Raw genomic sequence first — 22,981 nt, 5'->3', positions numbered from 1 at the left:
TATCCGTATCCAGCAGTAATAAATCAGGTGGATACTGCTCCAGTTGAACAAGTGCATCCATTCCACTATGAGCAATGTCCACTTGGTACCCACGCTTTCTCAGCATTGAGCGCATAGGGCGCAAGATATTAGGGAGGGCATTCACCAGTAGAATGCGCTTAGCTTCAGGTGAAGCAAGCCTAATCGTTAGGTTTAAAGGTTTTAAGAGCATACTTTTATCCAACGCTTTATTTGTCGGTTGTCTATGTGACTTACGGCAAACTGGCGATGACCCTGTGCTTCGTAACTTGCTCTAAGCCTGTGTAGTACAAGCTTTTTTAGCCTTCATCCTAGGGAAACACTATATTTGGGAAAAGGAATAGCTTGTTGGATAGGGAACAGAGATGTAAAGAAGTCAGTCTAACGGATTTATTAAAACTTTGCATTTCGCCAAAGACTTATTCTATCTAGGGATTCGCGTCTATCTGCCTTAAGTAGTAGTCAAAATAATGAAGGGTGGGAACGATGCGAGTTGCAATTGTAGAGGATCATAGCCTTACCCGTACAGGGATTCGTAGTGCTTTGAATGAACAGCAGGATATTACTGTTGTTGGGGATGCTGAAACGGGGATTGCAGGGCTAAAGCTGCTTCAGAAGACGAAACCGGATTTGGCGATCGTAGACATCGGTTTGCCAGACATTGATGGGGTAGAGGTAGTGCAGCGGTTTCGGAATACTGTCCCTCCAGAGGCAGATGTTCAAACCCGGTTCATTATGCTGACATCCTACATTCAAGAACGAATGGTATTAGCGGCATTTGCAGCGGGGGCTGATTCATATTGTGTCAAGAACACTAAGTTCGAGTTGCTACTAGAAGCCATTCGTATGACCTATGAGGGGCAGTCTTGGATTGATCCGGCGATCGCTCGTATTGTCCTCAAACATGCTCGGCAATCTGCATCGCCCCCATCAAGTACTAATGAACCTCAAACAGTAACCATCAATGCGCTGGATTCGGAGCAAGCTACTATCTTGGAATCTGATCCTCTAACGAAAAAAGAGTTGGAAGTGCTGGAATTGATGGTTCAGGGCTACACCAATAATCAGATCGCTGGGCAGCTTTATATGAGTCTTGGCACGGTCAAAGTTCACATCCGTAGCATCCTCAATAAACTGTGTGCTAGCGATCGCACTCAAGCTGCTGTACTGGCAATGCGAGCAGGGCTGATCGAGTAAAAAATTTGCATAGCGGAAACTATGCAATGAGGGCTGACTAGCTAGAGGGCTGAGAGATTGACTGCATGACACTGATTTGAGTGGTGTAGAGCGATCGCCCACTCCCACTTTCTAAATCAAAATAGGTGGCGAACCGTCGTAGCTTGCCAGTGGTCAGTTGCAGTAGATAGTCAAATGCTTCAGTTGCGACACGCTGGTTAATGCTGAGGGATTGGCTGTTCAGCAGAGCAAGCTGTTCACAGGAAAGGGTATTGCTCTCCATTTCTTCTGGCTGTGGAACCAACAGGTCGGGTTGCTGAATGGTTGGGGCAGGGAGCCGAAAGCATCCCAACGTGTTGAACTGATAATCGTCGGGTTTAGTGGAAAGTTGGGACCCTAATAAAACTTGTCCACTCCGGCGGGAATTGCCACAGTCCAGATACCAGGTGTGAGGGGCGAATTGATGATTGTTGTTTTCCAATACCTGGGCGATCGAGTGTCTAGCTTTAGCATTATCAACACACCCAGCAACCACGGCAAGGGTATTGTAGCCAGGAGTAACCCAAGCTGGATCGAAGGATTGAGCGATCGCGCCTACTTCCATTCTCCAAGCGATCGCATAGCGGAGTGCCAATGTTTTAGCTTTGTTCAGCCCGATTTCTGCATCACAGAAGCATTGGCGTAATACATTGGCTTCTTCAACGTGGTCTGGGTCAACGAAGTAGAGTTTGACTGTTTTCCCTTTACTGGACAGAACTCTACCCAAACGAACAATGGATGGAGCCAGCCAAGAACCTGTTCCGCCGCATCCTACTAACCAAAGTTCGATCGCGGTGTAGTCAATCGTGAGCACAGGCGAAGCGTTTGCCAGATCAAGATTTAGTTCCATAAGTTCTCCAACACATTTGCAGGTGGCAATTCCGTGCTGTAAAACTGACATCCAGACAGGACTGAAACATCGACCATGAAGAAGTCAGAATCAATATCAAACACGGTTTTTGCCGGAACATTCCAGCAATGCTGAAACAGCCCGACGCGCATTTGAATTTCTGGTTTGGTTGTATTCACCCGACCCAATACGCCATAGATTCGGAAGCCTGTTTCGTCTGCATTATCTGTGCTGGAGAAGAATGCAGGCATGGTTGCATGAGAATGGATCTCTACGACAGCGTGATAATGAGAAGAGTAGCTGCCTGATTCTGTAGGTTGACAACTGGTTGTGTTTTGGGTTTGCTCCGGTGTTTGTAATTTCCATTCAGCATCTTGTTTGTGGAAATGAAATAATATTTCTGCATTGGATTCAGCGCAGGCATTACAACTCGATCGCCACACTTCTAGCAAAAGTTCTTTGGGAATTCGGGGTGTGATGGTGAGATGAGGAGTCAGGTGAGGTAGCCCTTTGATCCGCTGATCGCTCAGACGGACAGGCATGAGAACTTTGATGCCAGGACGAGCGGCGCTGGCAAAAACGCCATTACCAGCCAGAAGGTAGGTGAGAGCGCTGCCTGAATCAAGGAGGGAATCAGCCGCAGTTGCATAACCGATCAGTGGTTTAGTAAGTTCGTTCATCTAGAATTTCCTGCACAAGCGCATCGACACTTTTTTTGTTGCCGATAGGCATCAAGTCAGAAGCTGAATACGTGGAACGCTTGCCTTGCTGATGCAGTTTCAGAAGCTGTTGCCGTACATCACCCGAATGAGATTTTGATTTCCCTGTAGCCAAGTGATTTGTAAAGAGGCTGGAAATGAAAAGATTCCAGGCTACATCAATGGTTTGAGGACTGGCAGCAGGAGGTTCGTTAACACCCCAACAAACCTGTCCTGAGTTGTAGATATTGGGTAGTGGGGTATGAAATGCAAATGCTTTGGGATCGAATATCTTGTCTTTGAGCGTCCAAACCCAATATTTCGTCTCAATTCCCATGAAGACCATTGCAGGCAGCGGAATTTTGAGAGTTCCAACCTCGTCACAGTTGAGTAGATGGGTAGCCAGAGGGATAAATTTGATCAGGTAAGTGCCTGTACTTCCAGTGCCATAACGAACGATACCAGGCTGCATCCATTCCGTATCAATGGGTTCGTGACTAAAAGCAGCCCGGAGTGCCGTTGGGGAAACACATTTGTAAATGTCAATGGCTGGCACATTTTTATTCCGTCTATGGAAGATGTAATAGCCATCCAGAAACAGTAATTCGGCTTGAATGGCAGAAGATTTTCTGGGAGGGTCGGCGAGAACTGCTTTGATGATTTCACTGGAGAGAATAGGGTTGGGTGAAGCTGCTAGGTTCGTTTCAATGCGTGTGTCCATAGCTGTAGTAGAAGTTGTGCATGAGGTTTCATATCAGTTTCCAACCACTCAATTAACAGGTAAGCAGCATCCAAAATTCGGCTGGCTTGTTTCCATTTCCGGTGAAGGAGATTGATAGATGATTTGGACCAGGGTAGAGAGGAGGCGTACAGACCGTAGTTCATCTCGTCTGGAGACTCATCAAGCCAGAGATTTTCAGTTTCATGATCCAGGAGTTTCAATGCCAGAGGTAGAAACTGTAAGGGTGTAGTGAGTTCATAGCAAAGCCGCCTCAACCGTTTGTTGTCGATGCGATCGGGATGATGAATATCTTTGTAAGAGACATGATGAGTTTCAAATTCACTGTCAAACCATTCGCTACCTTCTGGTTCCACATCATCTAACCAATAGCGACCTTCCTGACTGAACGGAAGCAGCAGTTTCCATCCCATCCTCAAATTTTCAATTCCCTCCTCAATTTGCCAATCTACCCCCATTGAAGTGATGGGGATAGCCTGAAGGCGTTCTTCGTGAGCGCTTTCCACCGCCCAGAATGACATTGGGAACAGATGAGTATAGACCAGGGTGATGAACTCCAATTCCCTTGGGCTATGGCAATTTTCTGAGGAAACTGTTTTAGAGTTGCCTTCATTATTAACAGGCAGATAAAGAGAAGTTTGGCTAGTTGCCCATTCAGATGGGAAAAAGTGCTGGTAGAGTGCTAGCAGTTGATAAGTGTTAAGTTGGACTTCCAGATAGTCGAGAGCTTTAAGCGGAGTGATTGTTAACTGGCACTGGCGAAGGCTGTAGATTGCTTCCGCTATAGTGCTGGGGACAAGACTCATGGCTAAAATCCTTCAGGAATACCACTGTAGGTTGGTTTACAAGAAGTTAGGGCTTTTAATGAATGATTGACCGCTTGGGTAAATGTTGTACCAGCGGCGATCGCTTCTTCAATTTGCTCTGCCCATTGTTCTGCATTTCCCCAGTCAATTCCATTCATTAGCTGGTGTTGTCGGAGTTGATGACACACTTGAATGGCTGGATTGACCTCTTCAGGGGCAGCTATCAGAGATTCCAAGGGAGAAATACCCTTTCGACCCGGTTTTCTGATAATACGAATTGGTTCTCCGTCTTTGCGTTCAATTTCTGCATTTGCTAGTTCGGCACAGAGAGGAGTGAAGGCATCGCGCAGAAGTTGATCGTCAAGGGCGATCGCGTCGGGTAGCCAATGTTGTTGTCCTTCATAGACGACAAGTCGTTTATTGGTTGTGCTGATGGTCATGGCAATTAGAACAATGAAATTTGAGTTTGACTATTGCTGCTCGGTTTAGGGGTAGTAGAACTAACTTTGCTTGTTTGGGTTTGAGACTGGATTGTTCGTTGAGGAAGGGTTTTGGTAGCTTGAGCTTGAGCGATGTTACGGCGAATTTGGCGGTTAGGAAAATCGGCTTTCAGGTCGTCTAGCAGTTGAGTGATCGCTGATGGAAGTGAACCCAATTCTTCCTGGTTCAGCATTGCCACAATTGGAAAATCACCATGACTACTGGCAGCTAACAATACAGGTCTACTTCCTGGTTGTCCTGCGTTGGGTAACAGAGTGATCACAACCTGAACTTTACACTGCTCAAAAATATAGGGTTCTGATTCTGCCTGAGTAGGGGATACAGAGTTTGGGAATTCCTCATCAACAGAAGATTCTTCTAAATCCTCTTCATCAGTTTGTTTTTCTTCGTCAGTTGCCGAATTCAAGAGTTTCAAAAAGTCGGCTTGTCCTGCTTCGTACCGTTGCCGATCAAACAGCAACCCAAGATTATGAAACCGTTCTTCAGCAGTCTTTTTACCATTGGTGCTTTTGGCAATCGCATCCAATTTAGTTGTCGTTGCTGTTAAGTTTGCGACGGTGATCGCCTCTTCTGGTGTTAACCATTTCATAACAGATCCAAGTTTATGGTCTAGTGGAAATGGCGGTAGCCAGGTCAAGCTAAAAATTAGCCAGCAGCAAAACCGCATTTTTGCTACTGGCTAGCGATAAAGTTTACTGCTCTGCCAACAGTGAGTTTTTGAAATCTTGAATCGCTGTGGCGGTCAGTGAGTAAATGACGCGCCGTCTGCGTTCAATGTGAGTACCATCAACCGGAATTCCTTTCTTCCAGGCAGCGATGATCGCTTTCTTGTCCGCCGAGTAAGTGGTTTTCTTTTTGCGAAACTCATCCGGCAATTCCTCGGCATCCACTAGCAGCTCGCAACTGGGAGGGTTTTCACGAATCGTAATTCGGAGTGAATGACCGACAACCTCATCGGGTAGCCCTCCCGCTATGTTTTGCTCCAGAATACTCTGATCAAGAGCCTGCCGCCATCGTTCTAAGCGATCGAGTGCCTCTTGATGGATGGCTTTCAGGTGTTCCAGGCGCTGTTTGACCCCTGCAATCTCAGCATCGAGTTGAAATGCGAGTTCAGCGTGAAGATCGATCGCATCTTCTTGCGCTTCCTGAGTTTCCCATATTGCTGCAAGAAGTTCAGCTTCTTCCTCGGCTGTTTGAGAGTGAGTCAGCAGATCCCAAAGTTCCGCCGCTGCTTGTGAAAGTCCTGCTAAAGATTGTTGAGCTAGAGGGAAGGTCATGATTACCACCTCCCGCAAGATTCGTAGTAGTCTCGTTCTGCTTCGATGTCTGCCAAAATCATCAGAGTGCCTGGATTAATGTCTTCTTCTGAGGATTGATCGGATTCAAGAGATAGATCAAGATGAGTGATTGTCAGTGGCGTTGAGTCGTTAGTAGAACTGGTTATTAGAGTTTGCATAGAGGGTAGCCTTGATCACACTGCATGAACCAGCGCGATAGCGCCCTACCTCTGTGCCATAAACCGTCGAATGTTTCTAGCACACGCAATGCACCGAGCTTCCCGGTTTCCCTCAAACTCTAATTCCCAGGCAGGTGTGCGAATTAGTTTACCGTTACGGGAATGAATAATCAATCCATAGCGGGCACCATCCCAGGCAAGGCTACTGTCTGTACTGTAAGCCAAGCTCCGAAGGTGATTGAGGGCGACCGTCCAATTGCACCCATAGATGTGAAACCGTTGAGGATATTGCTGGCAGAGGGTTTTCAATTGACGCAGCATTTTGTAAGCGATCGCTCGTTCCTGTGGGTTTTTGGATTTGCCCTGACGCATGAGCATCACCAAGCCACCAATGCCAACGATCCGGCTATGTTGCAGGTAGTGATTCAGAAACTTCTTGGGTGTGTCCCATCCCCATACCGGAATCATTCTCACCGGAAAAGACTCAAAATTTTGCTTAAGCCATCGACGAGCCGTCAGCCAATTCTGATACGTTGCTTTCGGGTCGCCAATCACATCTGGAGCACTGATCCAGGCATAGTTTCCTGACACTGCAATTTCCATGTATCGAATTACGTCAAGCGTACCGCCGTACCTAAAGTGATAGTAAGCATTAGAATCTAAAGCTACCTTTAGAAAACCCTGACTCAGATGAATTTTTGTTGGATTCACCAAAACTTGATTCACGCCAGCCCGTTTCAACATGAGGGCATCATTAATCTCAGAAAGTCCACTGAAGTAGAAAAACATGAGCTACTCACTGTCTTGTTGTAGAGTCGTCAGAGCGCTTTGAATGAGTGGCAACGTGTCTTCATCAGCAACAGGCACGAGGCGATAAATCCGAGTATTTTGGGTGGTGTAACCAAAGTCCTCAATCAACGAGGCAACCAGTTCCACTGCACGCTGAAGCGTACCGTAGGTGTGGGGTTCTTCTGTTGGCAAAATGGGATAGAAGGTTTCCTGCTCTAACCACGGTAAAGGTTCATCGACCTTAACCACCACGAAAGTTGGAGAATTTGCGTTTAGTGATTCAGACATAGACCGCTCCATGTTGGTGAACAGGCGAGGGCATGTAAACCTGCTTAAGGTTGTCAGCCCACCTACCTTGGCTGGAGCGGAAGCTCTATCGAGATCGCAGCTATCTTGTCTATGCTTGGGTTAGGGAACAAAGAGAGTTAACTGAACAGGTTTAGCGGGTCCTGTCAGTTCTCTCCAATTCTGATCAAAGGCTTTCAGGTTACGGCATTTGTTTTTCGCTAGCTTGGGAGCAACAACATAAAACTCCTCGAAAGCTGGATAAATGCCTTCTTGTCGCCGATGGAGGTAGCACCGTTTGCCGTGCAAGTCTTCTATTAAGGCATGATGACGTTGGCAAATCACTTCTAACTTAGATTCCATCTGAGCTTTCTTGCCTTCATCAACAAGAACCACGTTGCGATCGGAATTGATGTAGGGCTTGCCATTCTTCCCAATCAATTGTTTGTAAGTGCGTTGCACGTGATAGATTGCCCACTGTAACTGACGTAATAGCTGCTCCAATTCATCAAAGGCAACCTGATTACCACTTTTTGCTATCAGATCATAAGCAGTGCCTGATGAGAATAAGTGCATTCGTGGATTAAATGCTAGAGCGTTCATCTCCATCAGCAGCGTGAATCCTGCGGCTTTTGGGTCCCGATCGTATCGGGCGATCGCAGCTTGCTTTTGTTGAAATGGGCAGTAGCTACAAGCCGATTTTCTCCAGAGAACTCCGAGCGTGTGGTAGAGATATTCAGTGCAGTCGTCTCTTGTCCATCCCCATTCAATGAGTGGATAGAGAAACTGATGTCCCTGGCAGGTATAGCCGTCAGCCTTACCAGCCCGCTTGATTTCATCGGCGTTGTAACCCAAATAGGGACCAAAGGCTTCTGTGATGTGGTCTGAGATCCAGGCATCAAGCACCTCTCCCTTCCAGCGTTGCGCGCAAATATGAGGTCGTCCCAAGCGAGGTACAGTTCCAGACTGGAGTAAATCACGGCTGAGGGGAAAGTATCCTTCGGTGTGCAGCTCGTAGGGCTGGTGAGTGTCACTGAGAATGATGTAACCATCCAGTTTACTGGCAGAGGCTTTTGCAACCTGCACCAATCGAACCTGGTGTTCCCGTATTACTGGAAAGAGATGAGTTTCACAAAGGTATTTGGTTTCATTCATCTCATCGCCAGTTTGCGCGGTTAGCACAATCAGATTGTGGAAGTCATTGAAGGGACGAGACTGAGGCTCCAGCAGCCAACGCACGAGGATTGCTGTGCTCTCGACTCCCATGCCCCAATTGAGGAGATGTAGCTGAGGAATCATGGCATAGAGATAAAAAATCCTCCAGACAAGTGCCTGAAGGAGCCAGCAGAAGGGAGCTAGAAGTTCCTAAAGGGTGGTTCCTGTTCGCTCAGTAATATGTAGGAACCCGACATTCGTACCTTCTGGGTTTGCCTGAGCGATGACATAAAAGAAAGCTTCTGCATCTGGTTGTTTAACGATCAGGTAAGGGTAGCCGTCTTGAGTTAAGCCCGCCTGGTGGATCTGACCACCGACCAACTTAGCGAGTTGTTGTTGATAGGGATTCATAGCGATGTCCTGATTAGTCTGCCCTTGCCGGAGCCAATTATGAAAGTCGATACTTTCAGGTTCTGGTGCGCGATCGCTGGGTTTAAGCTTGCGAGTGCGATCGTATATCGCCTCTGGCACTACACTCTTCAGATGCGCGTCAACGGCATTGAAGTTTACGGTGTGGAGGTTGCTCCAGGGAAGACTCACATGAAAGCGGTGCGATTCACCGACCAGGTTGAAGTTGAGATAGTACTCCATATCGCTTAGGGATTAAACATCTGAAAGCAGTGGAGCGGTAGCTCTGAAGTAAACTTAGGGAATAAAAAACTGAAGTTTTAGCAAGATTCATTCCCTAAGTCAATGGCAGGGGTACTTAATCAGCAGGATAGGCGGGTCAGATGGCTCAGTGTACAGCTTGCCAAGGAACCATTGCGATCGCGGTTTAATGTTGGGATCGGGGTAAACGTCCTGACTGTACCATTGGTTGTGAATCTGGTAACACGGTTCGCCCCAAGGAGAAGGTTGAATCTGGTGAACAATTCCTCGGATGCTGACACCGCAAGTAAAGACAACAACAGCTTGTCCAGTATGAATTGTGTGCATGAGGCTAGGTAGAGACTATTTGCTCATTAATAGCGATAGCTAATTAAGAGGAGTATCTTGACGCGAAAGGTGCTTATTACGTCTTTCTAGTTCTGTCATTAGATTGTTCCAACACTTGAGATTTGCGCCTCTAACTATGATTTTTTGGGCAGCTTCCCTTGCCTGATCTAGAATCTCAGCATCTTTCACTAAATTTGCCAGTTTGAAACTGGGTAACCCAGCCTGGGTTGTGCCCAAAACTTCTCCCGGACCTCGCAGGCGCAAATCCATTTCGGCAATGAGGAAGCCATTCTGGGACTGCTCCAACACTTTTAGTCGTTTGTTTGTTTCTTCAGACCTAGAGGTGTTGATGAGCAAGCAATAGGACTTGGCTCTGCCGCGACCGACTCGTCCTCGAAGTTGATGAAGTTGAGATAATCCAAACCGCTCGGCGTGCTCGATTAGCATGACTGTGGCATTGGAAATATCTACTCCAACCTCAATCACAGTCGTAGACACCAAAACTTGAGTTTGGCAGTTACGGAAGCGGGCAACCGCCGCCTCCTTTTCTGTACTGCTCATACGCCCGTGTAGCAAACCCACTCGAAGTTCTGGAAACACATTGTCTTGTAAGAATTGGTGTTCGCTGATGGCAGACTTTAAATCCACTGTGTCAGAGTCATCTACCAGCGGCAGCACAATATAGGCTTGATGCCCTTGCATCACCTGTTCCCAAATCAGGTTGTGTGCTTGAGATCGCTGTTGCTCTGTTAAGACTTGAGTGATAATCCCCGGTCTACCTGGTGGTAGTTCATCGATCCACCCTACATCTAAGTCTCCGTGTAAGGTTAGAGCCAGCGTTCTTGGGATGGGGGTTGCTGTCATGGTCAGTAGGTGGGGATAATCGCCCTTCTGTTGCAGCTTGAGCCGTTGCTGCACACCAAATCGATGTTGTTCATCAATGACAACTAATCCCAATTGATGAAATTGAACCGAATTCTGGATCAACGCATGGGTGCCAATTAATAGCGGTAATTTGCCAGTTTGTAGATTGCGTTGTATCTCCTGGCGATTGGACATTGAAGTAGAACCTGCAAGAAGTGCCACAGCCAATTTCAGCGGTTTGAACCAGTGGGCAATTTTGCAGAAGTGTTGCTCTGCTAAAACCTCTGTGGGTGCCATTAATGCTGCCTGATAACCAGACTGAATTGCTGCCAGAATTGCTGCGATCGCAACCACCGTTTTACCCGATCCCACATCTCCCAGAATCAAACGATTCATAGGCGTATTTCGGCTCATGTCATCCAGAATTTCGCTCGTGACTCGCTGTTGTGCTTGAGTAAGCTGAAAAGGCAGAATTTTGTAAAACTGCTCCAACAGTATTCCTTGCGCGAGGAGTGCGTCCCGCTGAATTTGGCGACGAGCCTGCCTCCGTTGCAGCAAGCTCAGTTGCAGATAGAAGAATTCATCGAACACCAGTCGGCGACGGGCAGCTTCTAGGTTTGCTGGATTAGAAGGAAAGTGGATATGAGCGATCGCCTGATTTAATCCCACTAATTTGTACTGCTTCCGTAATGCGTTAGGTAAAGGATCAGCCAAGGTTACACTTTTAAGGGCAAGCTGAAGGCATTCCCGAATTAGATTTCCAGTGATTCCCTTGGTTAAGGTGTAGATTGGCTGAATGGTGCTGTTTTTTGCGTCTGAGACAATCTCAGCTACATCAATGACTTTAACCTCTGAGGCAGCAATCGCTTTACCACCTGTGTAGTTGTCCAGCTTGACTTTACCGGAGAGCATGACAATTCTGTTTGTTCGATAAAAATTACACTGCTGCGATCGCCATTTTTTTGATTGGTAGTAGGGATGATTATGGAAGTGTGTACAGGTAATGTTGGCGGAACCTGATTTGTTAGTGATGCTCCACTGTTGAATAGTGAGTTTACCATTCTTGGCAGTGAAGATGCGATGTTGCTTGAGTTTGCCAATGATGGAAACAGTTTCTCCTACTTTTGCTTCTGCAAGCTTTACGCATTTACAAATGATATGATCACGCGGAAAATAGTAAAGCAGATCCAGAATGGTGTAGATACCTAATTCATGAAGCTTGTTGATGTAGGATAGCTTGATACCAGCATGATGTAGAGAACATTTTTCCAGAGTCATGATTCCAGACAGGGTGAAGGTCTGGAGGTAGGGCTGCGATAGCAGGGCAATTCAAGTAAGTATTTCCTCCAATAGTGATGAGCCATTGGAGGAATAGGCTTTACCGAACACTAAATTTTCTTGCCTGGGTACGCTGCTTTTTATGTTTCCGCGATCGCCATTGACTTACACTTACGAGAATTGAGTCAAGGCTGCGACTAGCAAAAGCAGGGGTTTTGCTAGCACTCTGCCAGATGGTTTCTGCTTCGGCATCATCTAAAGGGGGTGTACAGCGATCGCAGTATCGCTCAAAGAGTTGATGGGGAGCAGGATGGTAAACGATTCGGTGTCGGGTTAATAAATCAGCGGTTCCCAATAGGTTCCGAGCCAGCTTGTAACCTGCGTTGTTTCGATTGCCTTCTAGCTCACCGTACTTTAGAAGGGCGCGATCGCTTTTTGTCAGGCAGATGGTTAGCGGAATTGAGATCCCGCTAGCGCGGTGATGTTTGAGAGATAAGTGATTATCTCTTGTTCCAAGTCTCCGATGCTTCAGCACAGTTGAGCGGGATCTTAGAGCAGGCGGTTGAGTCAGTGCGGAGTGTGGGTCAACAGAATCATTCATTTTCGCCAGATGAACCAGTTGTACCCACTTCCGCCACTGCTGATCCGATAGTCCATAAGGAAACAGTCCAGTGGCATCCAAAGCAGCACTTAGCTTTTTGAAACTGTATTGGGACGTGGAATAATGCTCCAAGGTGATTGCTCTAGCACTGCTCAACTCCCCATTTTTCACTTCCCTGCGAACCATACCTGGAAGCCGCATAGAACGCGCTAAATTGCAGATTGCTGGGTCAGCATTTTGAGCGATCGCAAGTTTTCGATTCAGGCAAATCCAGCGTTCTGGAGATAGCCCGATGATGCATCTGAAATAGACATGAAGAGATTTTCCCCCGGTATACACAACTGCTGCCGGTTCCAACCCAGTTGTATGCTTAAATCGTTCCAGTACATCGTGTTGACCAGCCAGAGGTAAATCATCAATTTCATAGAAAAGGCACTGACATTGTTTGATGTGGTTATTGCTAATGCCTTTATCAGGTTGGTTGGGGTAGAAACTGACGGTTGCACCCAAATAGGAAAACTTGAATGCAAGTGCCCACCCATCTGTATAGCGTTTGGGAGTGAGTTGCCAGCAGGTATTACCCAGGCGATCTCGCCCACCCTGAGTGCAGCAGTAGAGGGAAAAGCCCTGAGGAGTGATGCTGCCACAAAAAATGTAATGACCGTAGATCAGTTGATTGTTCTTCCAGTAGCAGTTCCAGTTGTCAGGAATGATTTCTACAGGCAGATCCCAGGAAATTCGTAACCAGATTTTAGCACCCGACACAAAGCCAATGTGCCTGAGAAATTGAATCGTCATTTGTCGCAGATTGACATTCATCGCAGTTAAGCCAAGAGCGTTGTTACTCTCTGAGTGGCGTTAGCTGCCCTGACTATCAAAGTTCTAACTCTCGTTGTCGGTGTTTTGATAATTTGGATTTTTTGCGATGTTTCGCTGCATTATCGTCTCGTTGGATCTCTTCTATATTCGATACCTGTATTAACAAGTCTGCATCGATTTCAGTGGTAGTTGATGAATTAACGGGTTGTTCTACCAGTTTTTTAATTAATTCCGCATCTCGATGTGAGTCATAGTTCACTCCCCTGTACCTCTGCAAGCCTTGGAAGGTGTAGGCTTTGCCCAGATGAGTTCCACTGAAAGCAATACCATTTAATTCGTAGCTGATGCCTTTTACCCCACCAGTTTGACGATCGCAAATCCGAACACTGATACCGTTTTGCTGTAGCTGCCCAATTAGCTGAGGCATAGTGACAGGAGATTGAGTGGCTTGATCAAGCGATCGCTGAAGCTGCACTCGAATACTTGCCGAGCCAGTCCGAGCCAGTAATCGCTGTTCTCCAGTTGTGGGGCTACGGCTGTCTTGTTCCTGGCTGGAGTGGAGCGATCGCAACCCATAGTCCTGTTCCAACTGGCGAATAGCAGCTTCACTCCGGCGATAATCCCAGCTATCGGAAACGGTTGTTCCATCCAGCCGAACCCGACTGGCGACAATGTGTGCATGATCATGGTCACGATCGCTATGCCGCACAACTACATACTGATTCATATCAAAGCCCATTGCCTGGAGATATTTCTGGGCAATTTCGTGCCAAGTGTCATTTTCCAGATGCTCAGTATGGGGCAAACTTAGAGATGCATGGTAGACCGATCGACTGACCCTGGGGTTTAACTGCTGGCAAAATCGGAACTCCGCTACCAATCCATGCGGGGTAGTTTCCTCCATATTGCTGCCAATTAGGCTGGCTCCATCTTTGCCAAACAGATAATTGAGCAATTTACTAAAGCTCCGACCTTTGATTTGTTTGCCGATCACGATTCCTCTTCAATCTCTGTCATGAATTCCAGGTCAGTAAGTTCTCGCCGTATTTGGCTCAAGAGACTTCTGGTTTGATTCAATAACTCCTGATCGACCACGATCGGAGTTGCTTGAAGTGGAGCAATGGTGTTGGCGCTAGCCTTTGCGTTAGCAAGTATCGCTTTAGCAATTTGGCTCAGGCTGTCACTGATTTTGGTGAGTTCCCAGTAGGTCAGACCTGCGATTCGGGTGACGCGCCGGGGGAGCTGATTTTTCAACGTCTTGGCACGAAACAATTCTGCCATCGTCAGGTTGTTCTCTGCCGCCATACAGCGTACCTGCTCTTTCTCCTCAGCGTTGAGGGAGATATGGAACTTGATGGGACGTTTCTGGGAGGACATTCCAGCCAATCAGGAAGACGGTGAGGAGTCTTCTCTAGCTTTGCTGTTCCTTCGTTGACTTGTGATCGACCAGTCGGCTATCTTTTTGATTTCTGCATCGGGCAATAGCCTTCTATGGAAAAACAAAACTCACGGGTGTTGCAATAACACCATTATTTTATCCCAGTAGATGAATATACATTACAACATGGCTTGCTCTGCATCCTGGATTTTGAGCGGGTACTGTAGTCTGCTGTAAGAATGTGGGCCATGGGTGGAATGCTGCGAGAAACCTGTGGGCATTTGAGGGCATTGAGTGTCAACAAGTTCAGCTTATTAGGAGTTCAGCGCCTTGATTGGGTGGTCAAATGAGGGTGGAGACGAACCATTGAGGGAAACTGTGGTCATTTGTGAACCCCTGTGTGTGAGAAAATTCGGGTTTCTCTTTTCTATCCACATGGATGATGAGCATTCATTCAGTGCTCGCTAAGTTGAGGAAGCGCTAACCTAACTGATTAACCCGTGATGTCTGACCTCACGTTGACTTTCGATCCAGGCTCCTCACTCAGTAAAGTGATCTATCACTTAGCGGATGGCAGACCTCGATTGCTGCTTATGCAGCCTGAAGTGATTGAACTCAGCTTGAGTTCAATTGATACCCACTTGAGAACCAGAGGAAGCCTTGGTATTACCCGACCTGAAGATGATGTTTGGCTGCAATGTAGTGATAGTCAACAGTGTCAGGTGGTTGGTTATTTAGCGCGTCAGTTTCTGGCAGCCGTGCGGATGAATGAAGTGAAATACGAGCGGGCGTTGTATAAAGTGCTGGCAGCCGTAGGAGCGATCAACCAACAAGTAAATTTGCCTCAAAAGTTTTCTATCGCCATTTCTGTCCTGTTACCTTACGGCGAATACCAAAATGCTCAGCGCCTTCAGCAACTCCTGAAGCAACATCTCAAGAATTACAGCTTTCGGGGTGAGCGTCTCCAAGTCAAGTTAGAAGCCTTTGAGTGTCGTCCAGAGGGGGGTGGATTGGCAATGGCACGGGTGATGCAGAACGGGGCGGAGTGGTTCCAGCAACAGACGCTGGCTGTGCTAATGTTTGGGCACCGAAATACCAGCCTGCTACTGTTTGAACGGGGCAAGCTGGCGATCGGTAACACCACCGATTTGGGCTTTCATCAACTGGTAGATAAGGTATTAAACCGAACCTCTGGTCAAAGTGCTGATTCATTAACAAGCGCAATCTATAGTATTGACAATCAAATCACCCCTGATAATCCACAACTTCAACATCTGGTAAAAACGCGATCGCCTACTGAACAAAAACTAGAACGCGAACAAATTGTCACTGCTATTTTGACTGCCAAAGAGGAGTACTGGTCACGATTGCAAGATTGGCTTGACACTATGCTGCCAAATGTCACCGAGGTGATTATTTCTGGTGGGGCTGCTCTTTACTTCCATGATGAATTGGAAAGTTATTTCAATCAAACCCCGACTTATTGGGGTACTGACCTTCAGCGACGATTACAAGACCTGTTAGGACTGGATTATCGCTCGCACCGTTCAGATGCGGAAGCGCTTTCCTTCCGTTTAATTGATGCTTTTGGAATGTATTGCGACTTTGTTGAACAGTTGGCGGAGGTCGCATGAACGAGATCGCTCAAACCTCCCGCAAACGCGAAGATTTCAGCTTTCGCTATTCGCCATACACCGACACTCCAGACGGTGTATTGACAGCATTTCTAAAGAAAGGTGATGGCGTGAGGCAGGGTAAAGAGTTGATGTTAGAGTCCGCCAGAGCTTTTTGGATGGTAGCTGCTCATCAGGCAGAAGGTCTGTTGAGCCAGGAAGAACTACGCCAACTGGGATTGAGCTGCTGTCGCGCTTTGGAACGTCAGGCAGACTATATCCGGGAATGTTTACAACTGCCGATTCCTGCTGCTGAATCTTCAATTGAATATACCAATGGCGATCGCCAAAATGGCAGTAACAAGTCCGCTGAACGGGCAACCCGAACAATGTGGCAATAGGAGAGCGCAATGGCAATCATTCATTTCATTGATGGTGAAAAGGGCGGTGTCGGTAAGTCTTTATTTGCTCGGGTGATGGTGCAATATTGCATCGATCGCCAGCTTCCCCATGTGTTGGTAGAAGCCGATCGCAGTAATCCTGATGTAGGGGAAGTCTATCCTGAAGGATGTGAGCGAGCTGTCTTTAGTGAAGCTGAACGCAAAGCCTACGATGCCGATCGCATCTTTGACTTGGCGATCAAAACTCCAGTCATTGTGAATCTTCCTGCTCAGGTCTTTTCAGCTGTTACCGATTGGATTGAACGCAATGGGGTGCTGGAGATGGGGGCACAGCATGGAGTCAGTATCTGCAAGTGGTTTATTTGCACTGGCGGTTATGACAGTGTGCAGCTGTTCATCCAATCCTTAAAACGGTTTAATGGCAGAGTGCAACACGTCTTTGTTCGTAACTGGGGACTATGTGATGATTGGTCTCATCTAGATAGTAGAGAAGAACTCCAACAACTTCTGGCAAAGCAAAAAGTTCCAGTGCTTGATTTTCCTAAATTCAGCTACAGAGAGCGAGATCACCTGGATGCCAAGCGAATTCCTTTCTCTGAAGGCAGAGAAAGCAGTGAGTTAGGTGTTTTGGGCAAGCAGCGACTCCATACGTTTCTGAAGGGTGCTTATCAAGCGATCGATCAGGCAAATATCTGGAAGCTTTCACCATTAGAAGTTAGTCCTTCAAAAGCAACTGCGATCGATGCCAATGGCACATCGGCGGAGGCTGGAGAAGCTGATACTAAAATAGTTGAACCAGCGACAAGTAGCTCTAAATCTCGCAATAGCAAACGTTCTAGCTAAGGGAGGTGAAAGCTCATGACCCATTCCCAACCAGTAGAAGAACCTCTGGATCTAGACGATCAATTTTTAGAATCGATGGCTGCTAGAGGCAAGGGACTGAATCGAATTCCTTACCCAACCCTGCTCGATCTAGCAATTCGCGGTAAGGATGATTCCTTTAAAGCCAGGGTGTGGGAGATTGTAGTGCAAACGGGAATTGACCCGGATGATCCAGCTTTTTTGATGTTGGTTGCGACTGGCAGGCTAGAAGTGCTACTGGAAGACAGTCCCAAAGAGATGGAGACGATGTTTGATCAGTGGCAGACACAGTTGTATGACCGGCTCCAAACCTATGAGAAGGTAGCAGTCAAGGGACATCAAAAGGCGATCGCCCAAACAGTTTCTGCTCTGATTCGCCGTACTGAGTTTGAGCGAGCAATTCACTCAGTTCCTTCACTGATTGCGGCGGGGGTATTGCTCCTAATTACAGCTGGACTGGGAGGACTTCTAGGTGTGGTTGGAATCTCCTGGTATCAATCCAGTCGCCCACTCGATCCCACCGGACCGCGACAACTGACGCTGGAACAAGCCAAAGCATTAGATTGGGCAACTAGTGCTGAGGGACAGTTTTCCCGCAATTTAATGAGTTGGAACCAAGACTTATTGAGCCGAGATCGCAATGGTCGGCTTGCTTGTGCCGACGAGGTTAAACGATTGGGTGTCACCCTAGAAATGCAGCCTGGTCGAAAAGCAACTGCTGGATTCTGCACGTTATGGGTTCAGCCTCCCAATCAACGTGAGTTTGCACCCGTTCAAGGAAAATGAGTATCTATCCAAAATTTGAGGGGATTTACCGATGAGATCTTGTAAAGCTACTCAATACTGGACAGTCGGGGCATTGGTAGGTCTGCTTATCGTTGGCTGTTCTCCTCGCACAACAACAGAAGCAGGAAATGAAGCCACTCAAGCGCAAAGTTCTTCAATTCCAGAGTATTCACCGCTATACAACGTGGATATCAAGATATGCGGCAACATTGTTGCACCACTTGAAGATGGAAAACGCTGTATCACGACTCAGCTTCAACTTTGGGGTCCAGTTGGGGAGGCAAAGTTAGTTCAAACTGGAGTTTCCCTACCATCCGTGTCGGCTGTGCAGCATAAGGTCGCCATCGCCTCCAAAGGGTGCTACCCAGCGTACTCCCAGCCTTCACAAGCACAATTTTATTGGGCAGATACGATTATCCAGGTTAACCGGGGTGGAAAAACTACGATCGAGGTGAAACCTACTCAACTTTCAAATCAGCAAGTTCATGAATTAATCAATGGAAAGCTTTCAAACTCAAGCGTTCCGACCTTTGGCGGTGTTGGTTGCGAACCTGTGCCTGCTAATTGAAATCAAGCATGTTGCTACTTACAAAAGTATTTCTGAAAAACCATTACACCTTAAAACAGCTCACTCATCTGTTTCCGTAGAGGTTTCAATTGCTTTCGCTGCAAGCGTATTTAATTCTATTTCAAGTTGCTCAATGCTGGGTAAATTACTTTGTAATGGCTCCGGAAGCTTATCATTCAGCCGATAAGTTGCAACACCAATTGGTTTTTGCATCGGTTGTAAGGCATACTCAACCGTTGTTTTATCTTTTGTTTTGCAAAGGATGATTCCAATCGTTGGATTATCTATTTCAGTCTTTAGTAAGTTATCTACAGCCATTACATAGAAAGCCATTTTTCCAGAAAATTCCGGCTCAAATTCTCCCATCTTTAAATCAATTACTACATAGCAATGTAAACGGACATGATAAAACAACAAGTCCAATCGGTATTCTTTATTACTAACTTCAATAGGGTATTGACTACCTAAAAATGAGAAACCAACACCCAACTCCAATAGGAAATCACGGATATGATCAACTAAAGCTTTTTCTAATTCGCGTTCTTGAACGTCCCGACTGAGGCTAAGAAATGAAAAGTTATAGGGGTCTTTGAGGAGTTGATGAGCCAAGTCAGACTGGGGTTGAGGCAAGACTTGTTCAAAGTTAGTAATTGCGCCACCTAAGCGATTATATAATCCACTTTCCATTTGATGAACTAGAACATTTCGGCTCCAACCATGCTCAATCGTTTGTTGAACGTACCATAGACGTTCTTCAATATCCTTGACGTACTCTAAAATCCGAACATTGTGTCCCCAAGGAATTTGTCCAACCAGTTGTTGGACAATTTTTTCATCCGAATACGCTTCAGCAAGGGCACGCATATACATCAGGTTAGAACGGGAGAATCCTGTCATATCAGGAAACTCTTTCTTGAGATCTTTTGCTAATTTCTCAATAACTTTTGCTCCCCAACCCTGTTGCTGTTGCCGTGCCAAGATTGCCTTACCAATTTGCCAGTACAGAACAACCAATTCTCGATTGACCGCTGAAGCTGCCCTCATCTGAGCAAGGCGAATCTGCTCTTTTAACTCTCGCAAAAAGCTGTCATAATCGCTGGATGATAGGTTGCTGCCCATATTGACGATACATTTGCATTAAGCCAGCTTTCACTATAGCAGCTTACAAAGCCTTTCCTGATAGGGGTTTCCACAATTGTCCAACAGGTGTTGGACAATTGTGGGTGGGCGGGTGGCAATAGAAAACCCTGACTTATCGCCAGGGTTAAATGGCAGCTTTTGAAGTTGCTCAAGAATTAGTCATCCAGGTTGATGTCTTCTTCCAGGTCAACTTCAAACTCCTCATCTGCATCCATGTCATCCTTTGTACTCAAACCGTTTAGCGCATTCAAGCGCCCCGTGCGAGTTGCCTTGTGAGCGGCACGGCGATCGCGCACTTCATCCAGATTTTGCAATCCGTAGAGCTTGCGAGCGTAGGTCAGCAGATCGCGGAGCGAGGTTTCGGCATAATCTTGGCGGAACTGGGCATTGTGCTGTTCCCAATCGAACTCCTGTCCGTTGAAACGAGCGGATGCTGCCAGTTCCCGTCCAGACTCCTCCCGTAGCACTTCAATCACCATCAATCGAACTTTCTCTTGATAGGGAATCACCCGTTGCAAAGCGGGTGTGTGCTTCGGTGCCTTGCGTGCAGAGGGTTTTGCAGATTTGCGTGTTGCAGTTGCAGTAACCATGAGAATTGCTCCTTTATTGATGAGTTGGATTTCTCACCGCGATCGCATCGACAGATGCCTTCCTCATTCAATTTGAGATTCACTTTCTCTACAGTTGTTGCTGTTCTCCACTTCAACGGGTCAGGGAGGTGGGTGGGAAAAAAGAACTCTGCATCAGTTCAACTAATGCAGAGTAAGCAATGAGGCAGTGAGCAAGGCTGAATGGGTACTATTCGTCCTCCTCCTCCAGATCCTCGTCTAACTCTTCATCCAGGTCATCATCCAATTCGTCGTCCAGTTCATCGCTAAGGTCATCATCAAGATCATCGTCAAGCTCTTCATCCAAATCATCCAGTTCGTCATCCTGCTCTGCTTGGAACGAGTTGCGACGTTCCAGTGATGCCCGGTTAAATTCCACCAGATCTGCAACGGCTTGCTCTGGGTCAGTACGAATGGTGTCATATAGCAAGCTCATAACAACCGCTACGACTTCGGGTGGGTACTTCAGTGCATCTGGTTGTCCGAATAATCGTGGGAATACCTTTGTATTCCATCGCTGCCAATCGAACTTTTTGTTACCACCCTTCTTTTTCACTTGAGCGGCAATGTCAAGTCCAAGTTTTTCGCGAGTGGCGTGTCCAATCTTGGTAGAGACACGAGCATCTCGGAGTTGCAGCTTTACACCGTACTCTTTAAACACCAAATTCCGCAGCTCTTTCAGCAGTGTCGCTGCATGACTTTCCGGTGGTCCCTCAGCGGCGGACGTTTTGGCTTTGGTGGCTGAGGCAGCACCGTTGGGCTTAGCTGCTTTAGAGGTAGCACCGTTGCGAGTGCCATTAGGGGTGCGAGGTTTTGTGGTTGTTGCCATCTTAATAAACTCCCAAATTTGAGGATTTCACCCCCTCGCCGCATTAGCGGCATTTCCCTCCAACACTCCATCACAGTGTTAGGTAAAAGTGTCCAGTTGACTGAGGCAAGGAGTATTTTTGTTTCGTTAGAACCAATGGAAACCCTTAAAGTTTCAGATCATGCGACAGTTGCAGGATTGGATAAAACTGATTGAGCAGAACGCTCCAATCGTGGCGTTAGAGTATCAGACTCCCGATCGGATGGCAGTGTTGAACCAGTTTTATCGATGGGGTGAAGTGCAAAAGCTGCCAGTGTATGTCTGGAACCCTGGTTTCTCAACAATTCAGCAGTTGGCAGCACTTCAAGGACAAACGATTCTGCAATCTACAACGCAAACGATCGAGCAAGACATCCTCCAATTCTTGTTAGAGCAGCCAAAACCTGGTATTTACCTTCTCGAAGGAGTTTTGAATAGCACGGTTCCAGAGATGAGTCAGCAACGTTGCTACCAACTCCTAAATGCCTACCATCAGGCGCTATGGAACTCAGTGCCTCAATATTGGGTTTTGCTAGAAACTTACGTTCAATTGCCACTAGAACTGCAACCATTTATTCCAGTACTGTCTCATACACTGCCTGATCGTCAGCAAGTACAAGCAATAGCTACCCAGTTCTGCAATCAGCATCCGTGGCTGGGTAAGGATGATCCAGAAGCTAAACAAAAACTGATCACAGCTTGTCAGGGGTTGCCAGTGGGTGAAATTGAAATGGTGCTGGGCAGACTGTTGACGTTTGCGAGTACCCCTGAGCAACTGGTTCAACTGATTTTGGATCATAAGATTAACAAGCTACGGGGACGGGGATTAGAGTACATTGCAGAACCAGATGTACCCACCGCTGCCGGATTGGATTTGCTAGAGCGACGGTTGGAGGCGATCGCCGCTCTGTTGCGACCCGAAGCTCAACAATATGGGCTGAGATTACCTACGGGTATGGTGCTGTGGGGACCACCCGGTACGGGCAAGAGCTTATCTGCCAAATTAGCGGCTAAAAAGATGGGATTACCCTTGCTGGCTGCAAATTGGGGAGTTCTTTTGAGCAGTGCTAATCCTGATCGCGCTTTGAAGGAGTTTATTGCCGTAGTCACATCTCTGGCTCCTTGTGTGCTTTACTGGGATGATTTTGACAAGGGCTTTGCAGGCTGGGATTCAAATGCCGATGGTGGGGTAGCCCGTCGTCTTTCGGCAGCTCTACTGACCTGGATGCAGGAACACCAGGAACCGATCTACACGATCGCGACTGTCAATCGTTTGGGGCTGCTACCACCTGAATTGGTACGGCGATTCGAGGACATCTTCTTCGTGGACTTGCCCCACGAGGGAGCCAGATATGAGGTGTTCAATCTGCATCTGGCAAAGTACTTCTTAGCGTTTCAAGAGAATGGTCAATCTCCCTGGAACGACGACCAGTGGCGCAGGCTATTAACGGAGTACCGAATCTGTACCCCTGCTGAGATTGGAAATGCGGTGCGGCGTTGTGCAGAGGAGGCATTTTACAAGGGCAAACCAGGGCGTATTGAACTGGAGGATTTGTTGGAGCAGCGACAGCAGTTTACTCCAGCAATGGAACGGGAGTCAGAACAGATGCAGGCAATTCGGAATTTGGCAACCTATGCAAGACCTGCGAGTGGGGGCGATCGATCAAGATTTGCTTATGTGCATCAAGAGTTGTTCGCGTAGGAGAAGG

At 47.1% G+C, this 22,981-nt stretch carries 27 protein-coding genes and 1 pseudogene; 7 read left to right on the top strand and 21 right to left on the bottom strand.

The features are described from left to right. Positions 1–211: pseudogene (locus tag ACR6Z4_RS14870) on the bottom strand (hypothetical protein); the annotation flags it as partial. Between the two features lie 284 nt (positions 212–495). On the opposite strand from ACR6Z4_RS14870, the gene ACR6Z4_RS14865 reads away from it, so the two are divergent. Continuing rightward, positions 496–1,215 carry a response regulator gene (locus ACR6Z4_RS14865; RefSeq protein WP_479718076.1) on the top strand — a complete coding sequence of 240 codons (720 nt, stop codon included), beginning with the start codon at positions 496–498 and terminating at the stop codon, positions 1,213–1,215. A gap of 37 nt (positions 1,216–1,252) precedes the next feature. Here the strand turns inward: ACR6Z4_RS14865 and ACR6Z4_RS14860 are convergent, their stop codons facing one another. From ACR6Z4_RS14860 to ACR6Z4_RS14780, 17 genes are all read right to left on the bottom strand, one after another. Beyond that, a complete protein-coding gene (locus ACR6Z4_RS14860; protein ID WP_479718075.1) occupies positions 1,253–2,083 on the bottom strand; it encodes a ThiF family adenylyltransferase in 831 nt (276 codons plus the stop codon). Continuing rightward, positions 2,074–2,763, bottom strand: coding sequence for a Mov34/MPN/PAD-1 family protein (locus ACR6Z4_RS14855; protein WP_479718074.1), 690 nt, complete (start codon positions 2,761–2,763; stop codon positions 2,074–2,076). Before ACR6Z4_RS14855 ends, ACR6Z4_RS14860 begins: the two co-directional genes overlap by 10 nt. Continuing rightward, on the bottom strand, positions 2,747–3,502 hold the full coding sequence (locus ACR6Z4_RS14850; RefSeq protein WP_479718073.1) for a hypothetical protein: 756 nt from the start codon (positions 3,500–3,502) through the stop codon (positions 2,747–2,749). The genes ACR6Z4_RS14855 and ACR6Z4_RS14850 overlap by 17 nt, the downstream gene beginning before the upstream one ends. After that, positions 3,475–4,326: a hypothetical protein gene (locus ACR6Z4_RS14845; RefSeq protein ID WP_479718072.1), complete on the bottom strand. Its 852-nt coding sequence runs from the start codon at positions 4,324–4,326 to the stop codon at positions 3,475–3,477. Before ACR6Z4_RS14845 ends, ACR6Z4_RS14850 begins: the two co-directional genes overlap by 28 nt. A 2-nt stretch (positions 4,327–4,328) precedes the next feature. Continuing rightward, positions 4,329–4,766, bottom strand: a complete 438-nt coding sequence (locus tag ACR6Z4_RS14840) for a hypothetical protein (RefSeq protein ID WP_479718071.1) — start codon at positions 4,764–4,766, stop codon at positions 4,329–4,331. 5 nt (positions 4,767–4,771) lie between these two features. Continuing rightward, positions 4,772–5,416: a hypothetical protein gene (locus ACR6Z4_RS14835; RefSeq protein WP_479718070.1), complete on the bottom strand. Its 645-nt coding sequence runs from the start codon at positions 5,414–5,416 to the stop codon at positions 4,772–4,774. A 103-nt stretch (positions 5,417–5,519) separates the two neighbouring features. After that, positions 5,520–6,104: a siphovirus Gp157 family protein gene (locus ACR6Z4_RS14830; protein WP_479718069.1), complete on the bottom strand. Its 585-nt coding sequence runs from the start codon at positions 6,102–6,104 to the stop codon at positions 5,520–5,522. Between the two features lie 2 nt (positions 6,105–6,106). After that, on the bottom strand, positions 6,107–6,283 hold the full coding sequence (locus ACR6Z4_RS14825) for a hypothetical protein (RefSeq protein ID WP_479718068.1): 177 nt from the start codon (positions 6,281–6,283) through the stop codon (positions 6,107–6,109). A gap of 45 nt (positions 6,284–6,328) precedes the next feature. Further along, complete coding sequence (locus ACR6Z4_RS14820) at positions 6,329–7,072, bottom strand: hypothetical protein (protein WP_479718067.1); 744 nt, start codon at positions 7,070–7,072, stop codon at positions 6,329–6,331. Between the two features lie 3 nt (positions 7,073–7,075). Further along, entirely contained in the window at positions 7,076–7,360 is a 285-nt protein-coding gene (locus ACR6Z4_RS14815) for a hypothetical protein (protein ID WP_479718066.1), read from the bottom strand. 120 nt (positions 7,361–7,480) lie between these two features. Continuing rightward, positions 7,481–8,656: a hypothetical protein gene (locus ACR6Z4_RS14810; RefSeq protein WP_479718065.1), complete on the bottom strand. Its 1,176-nt coding sequence runs from the start codon at positions 8,654–8,656 to the stop codon at positions 7,481–7,483. Between the two features lie 66 nt (positions 8,657–8,722). After that, a complete protein-coding gene (locus ACR6Z4_RS14805) occupies positions 8,723–9,163 on the bottom strand; it encodes a hypothetical protein (protein ID WP_479718064.1) in 441 nt (146 codons plus the stop codon). 99 nt (positions 9,164–9,262) lie between these two features. Beyond that, entirely contained in the window at positions 9,263–9,508 is a 246-nt protein-coding gene (locus ACR6Z4_RS14800) for a hypothetical protein (protein WP_479718063.1), read from the bottom strand. 39 nt (positions 9,509–9,547) lie between these two features. Beyond that, entirely contained in the window at positions 9,548–11,650 is a 2,103-nt protein-coding gene (recG, locus tag ACR6Z4_RS14795; protein ID WP_479718062.1) for an ATP-dependent DNA helicase RecG, read from the bottom strand. A gap of 100 nt (positions 11,651–11,750) precedes the next feature. After that, positions 11,751–13,070, bottom strand: a complete 1,320-nt coding sequence (locus tag ACR6Z4_RS14790; protein WP_479718061.1) for a hypothetical protein — start codon at positions 13,068–13,070, stop codon at positions 11,751–11,753. Positions 13,071–13,125: 55 nt separating this feature from the next. Beyond that, complete coding sequence (locus ACR6Z4_RS14785; RefSeq protein WP_479718060.1) at positions 13,126–14,064, bottom strand: relaxase/mobilization nuclease domain-containing protein; 939 nt, start codon at positions 14,062–14,064, stop codon at positions 13,126–13,128. Then, positions 14,061–14,447: a plasmid mobilization protein gene (locus ACR6Z4_RS14780; protein WP_479718059.1), complete on the bottom strand. Its 387-nt coding sequence runs from the start codon at positions 14,445–14,447 to the stop codon at positions 14,061–14,063. The genes ACR6Z4_RS14785 and ACR6Z4_RS14780 overlap by 4 nt, the downstream gene beginning before the upstream one ends. A 504-nt stretch (positions 14,448–14,951) precedes the next feature. On the opposite strand from ACR6Z4_RS14780, the gene ACR6Z4_RS14775 reads away from it, so the two are divergent. The 5 genes from ACR6Z4_RS14775 to ACR6Z4_RS14755 are packed head-to-tail and all read left to right on the top strand — an operon-like array spanning position 14,952 to position 18,677. Continuing rightward, positions 14,952–16,082, top strand: a complete 1,131-nt coding sequence (locus ACR6Z4_RS14775; RefSeq protein ID WP_479718058.1) for a ParM/StbA family protein — start codon at positions 14,952–14,954, stop codon at positions 16,080–16,082. Further along, a complete protein-coding gene (locus ACR6Z4_RS14770; RefSeq protein WP_479718057.1) occupies positions 16,079–16,462 on the top strand; it encodes a hypothetical protein in 384 nt (127 codons plus the stop codon). The genes ACR6Z4_RS14775 and ACR6Z4_RS14770 overlap by 4 nt, the downstream gene beginning before the upstream one ends. A gap of 9 nt (positions 16,463–16,471) precedes the next feature. Beyond that, positions 16,472–17,305 carry a P-loop NTPase family protein gene (locus ACR6Z4_RS14765; protein WP_479718056.1) on the top strand — a complete coding sequence of 278 codons (834 nt, stop codon included), beginning with the start codon at positions 16,472–16,474 and terminating at the stop codon, positions 17,303–17,305. Between the two features lie 15 nt (positions 17,306–17,320). Continuing rightward, the gene (locus tag ACR6Z4_RS14760; RefSeq protein WP_479718055.1) at positions 17,321–18,109 is read left to right on the top strand and encodes a DUF6753 family protein; all 789 of its coding nucleotides are present in this window, start codon (positions 17,321–17,323) and stop codon (positions 18,107–18,109) included. Positions 18,110–18,140: 31 nt separating this feature from the next. Further along, a complete protein-coding gene (locus ACR6Z4_RS14755) occupies positions 18,141–18,677 on the top strand; it encodes a hypothetical protein (protein ID WP_479718054.1) in 537 nt (178 codons plus the stop codon). Positions 18,678–18,737: 60 nt separating this feature from the next. Here ACR6Z4_RS14755 and ACR6Z4_RS14750 read toward each other — a convergent pair whose 3' ends face one another. The 3 genes from ACR6Z4_RS14750 to ACR6Z4_RS14740 all read right to left on the bottom strand — a co-directional run bounded on the left by ACR6Z4_RS14750 (position 18,738) and on the right by ACR6Z4_RS14740 (position 21,254). Further along, positions 18,738–19,796, bottom strand: coding sequence for a PDDEXK nuclease domain-containing protein (locus ACR6Z4_RS14750; RefSeq protein WP_479718053.1), 1,059 nt, complete (start codon positions 19,794–19,796; stop codon positions 18,738–18,740). Between the two features lie 176 nt (positions 19,797–19,972). Then, positions 19,973–20,407: a hypothetical protein gene (locus ACR6Z4_RS14745; protein WP_479718052.1), complete on the bottom strand. Its 435-nt coding sequence runs from the start codon at positions 20,405–20,407 to the stop codon at positions 19,973–19,975. A 208-nt stretch (positions 20,408–20,615) separates the two neighbouring features. Beyond that, positions 20,616–21,254 carry a primosomal protein gene (locus ACR6Z4_RS14740; protein WP_479718051.1) on the bottom strand — a complete coding sequence of 213 codons (639 nt, stop codon included), beginning with the start codon at positions 21,252–21,254 and terminating at the stop codon, positions 20,616–20,618. A 160-nt stretch (positions 21,255–21,414) separates the two neighbouring features. On the opposite strand from ACR6Z4_RS14740, the gene ACR6Z4_RS14735 reads away from it, so the two are divergent. Then, entirely contained in the window at positions 21,415–22,974 is a 1,560-nt protein-coding gene (locus tag ACR6Z4_RS14735) for an ATP-binding protein (protein ID WP_479718050.1), read from the top strand. Positions 22,975–22,981 lie beyond the last annotated feature (7 nt).

Source organism: Calyptranema fuscum S582 (assembly GCF_055793305.1).
Note: the sequence above shows the minus strand (reverse complement) of the source record. Positions and strands in the feature narration are given on the sequence as shown.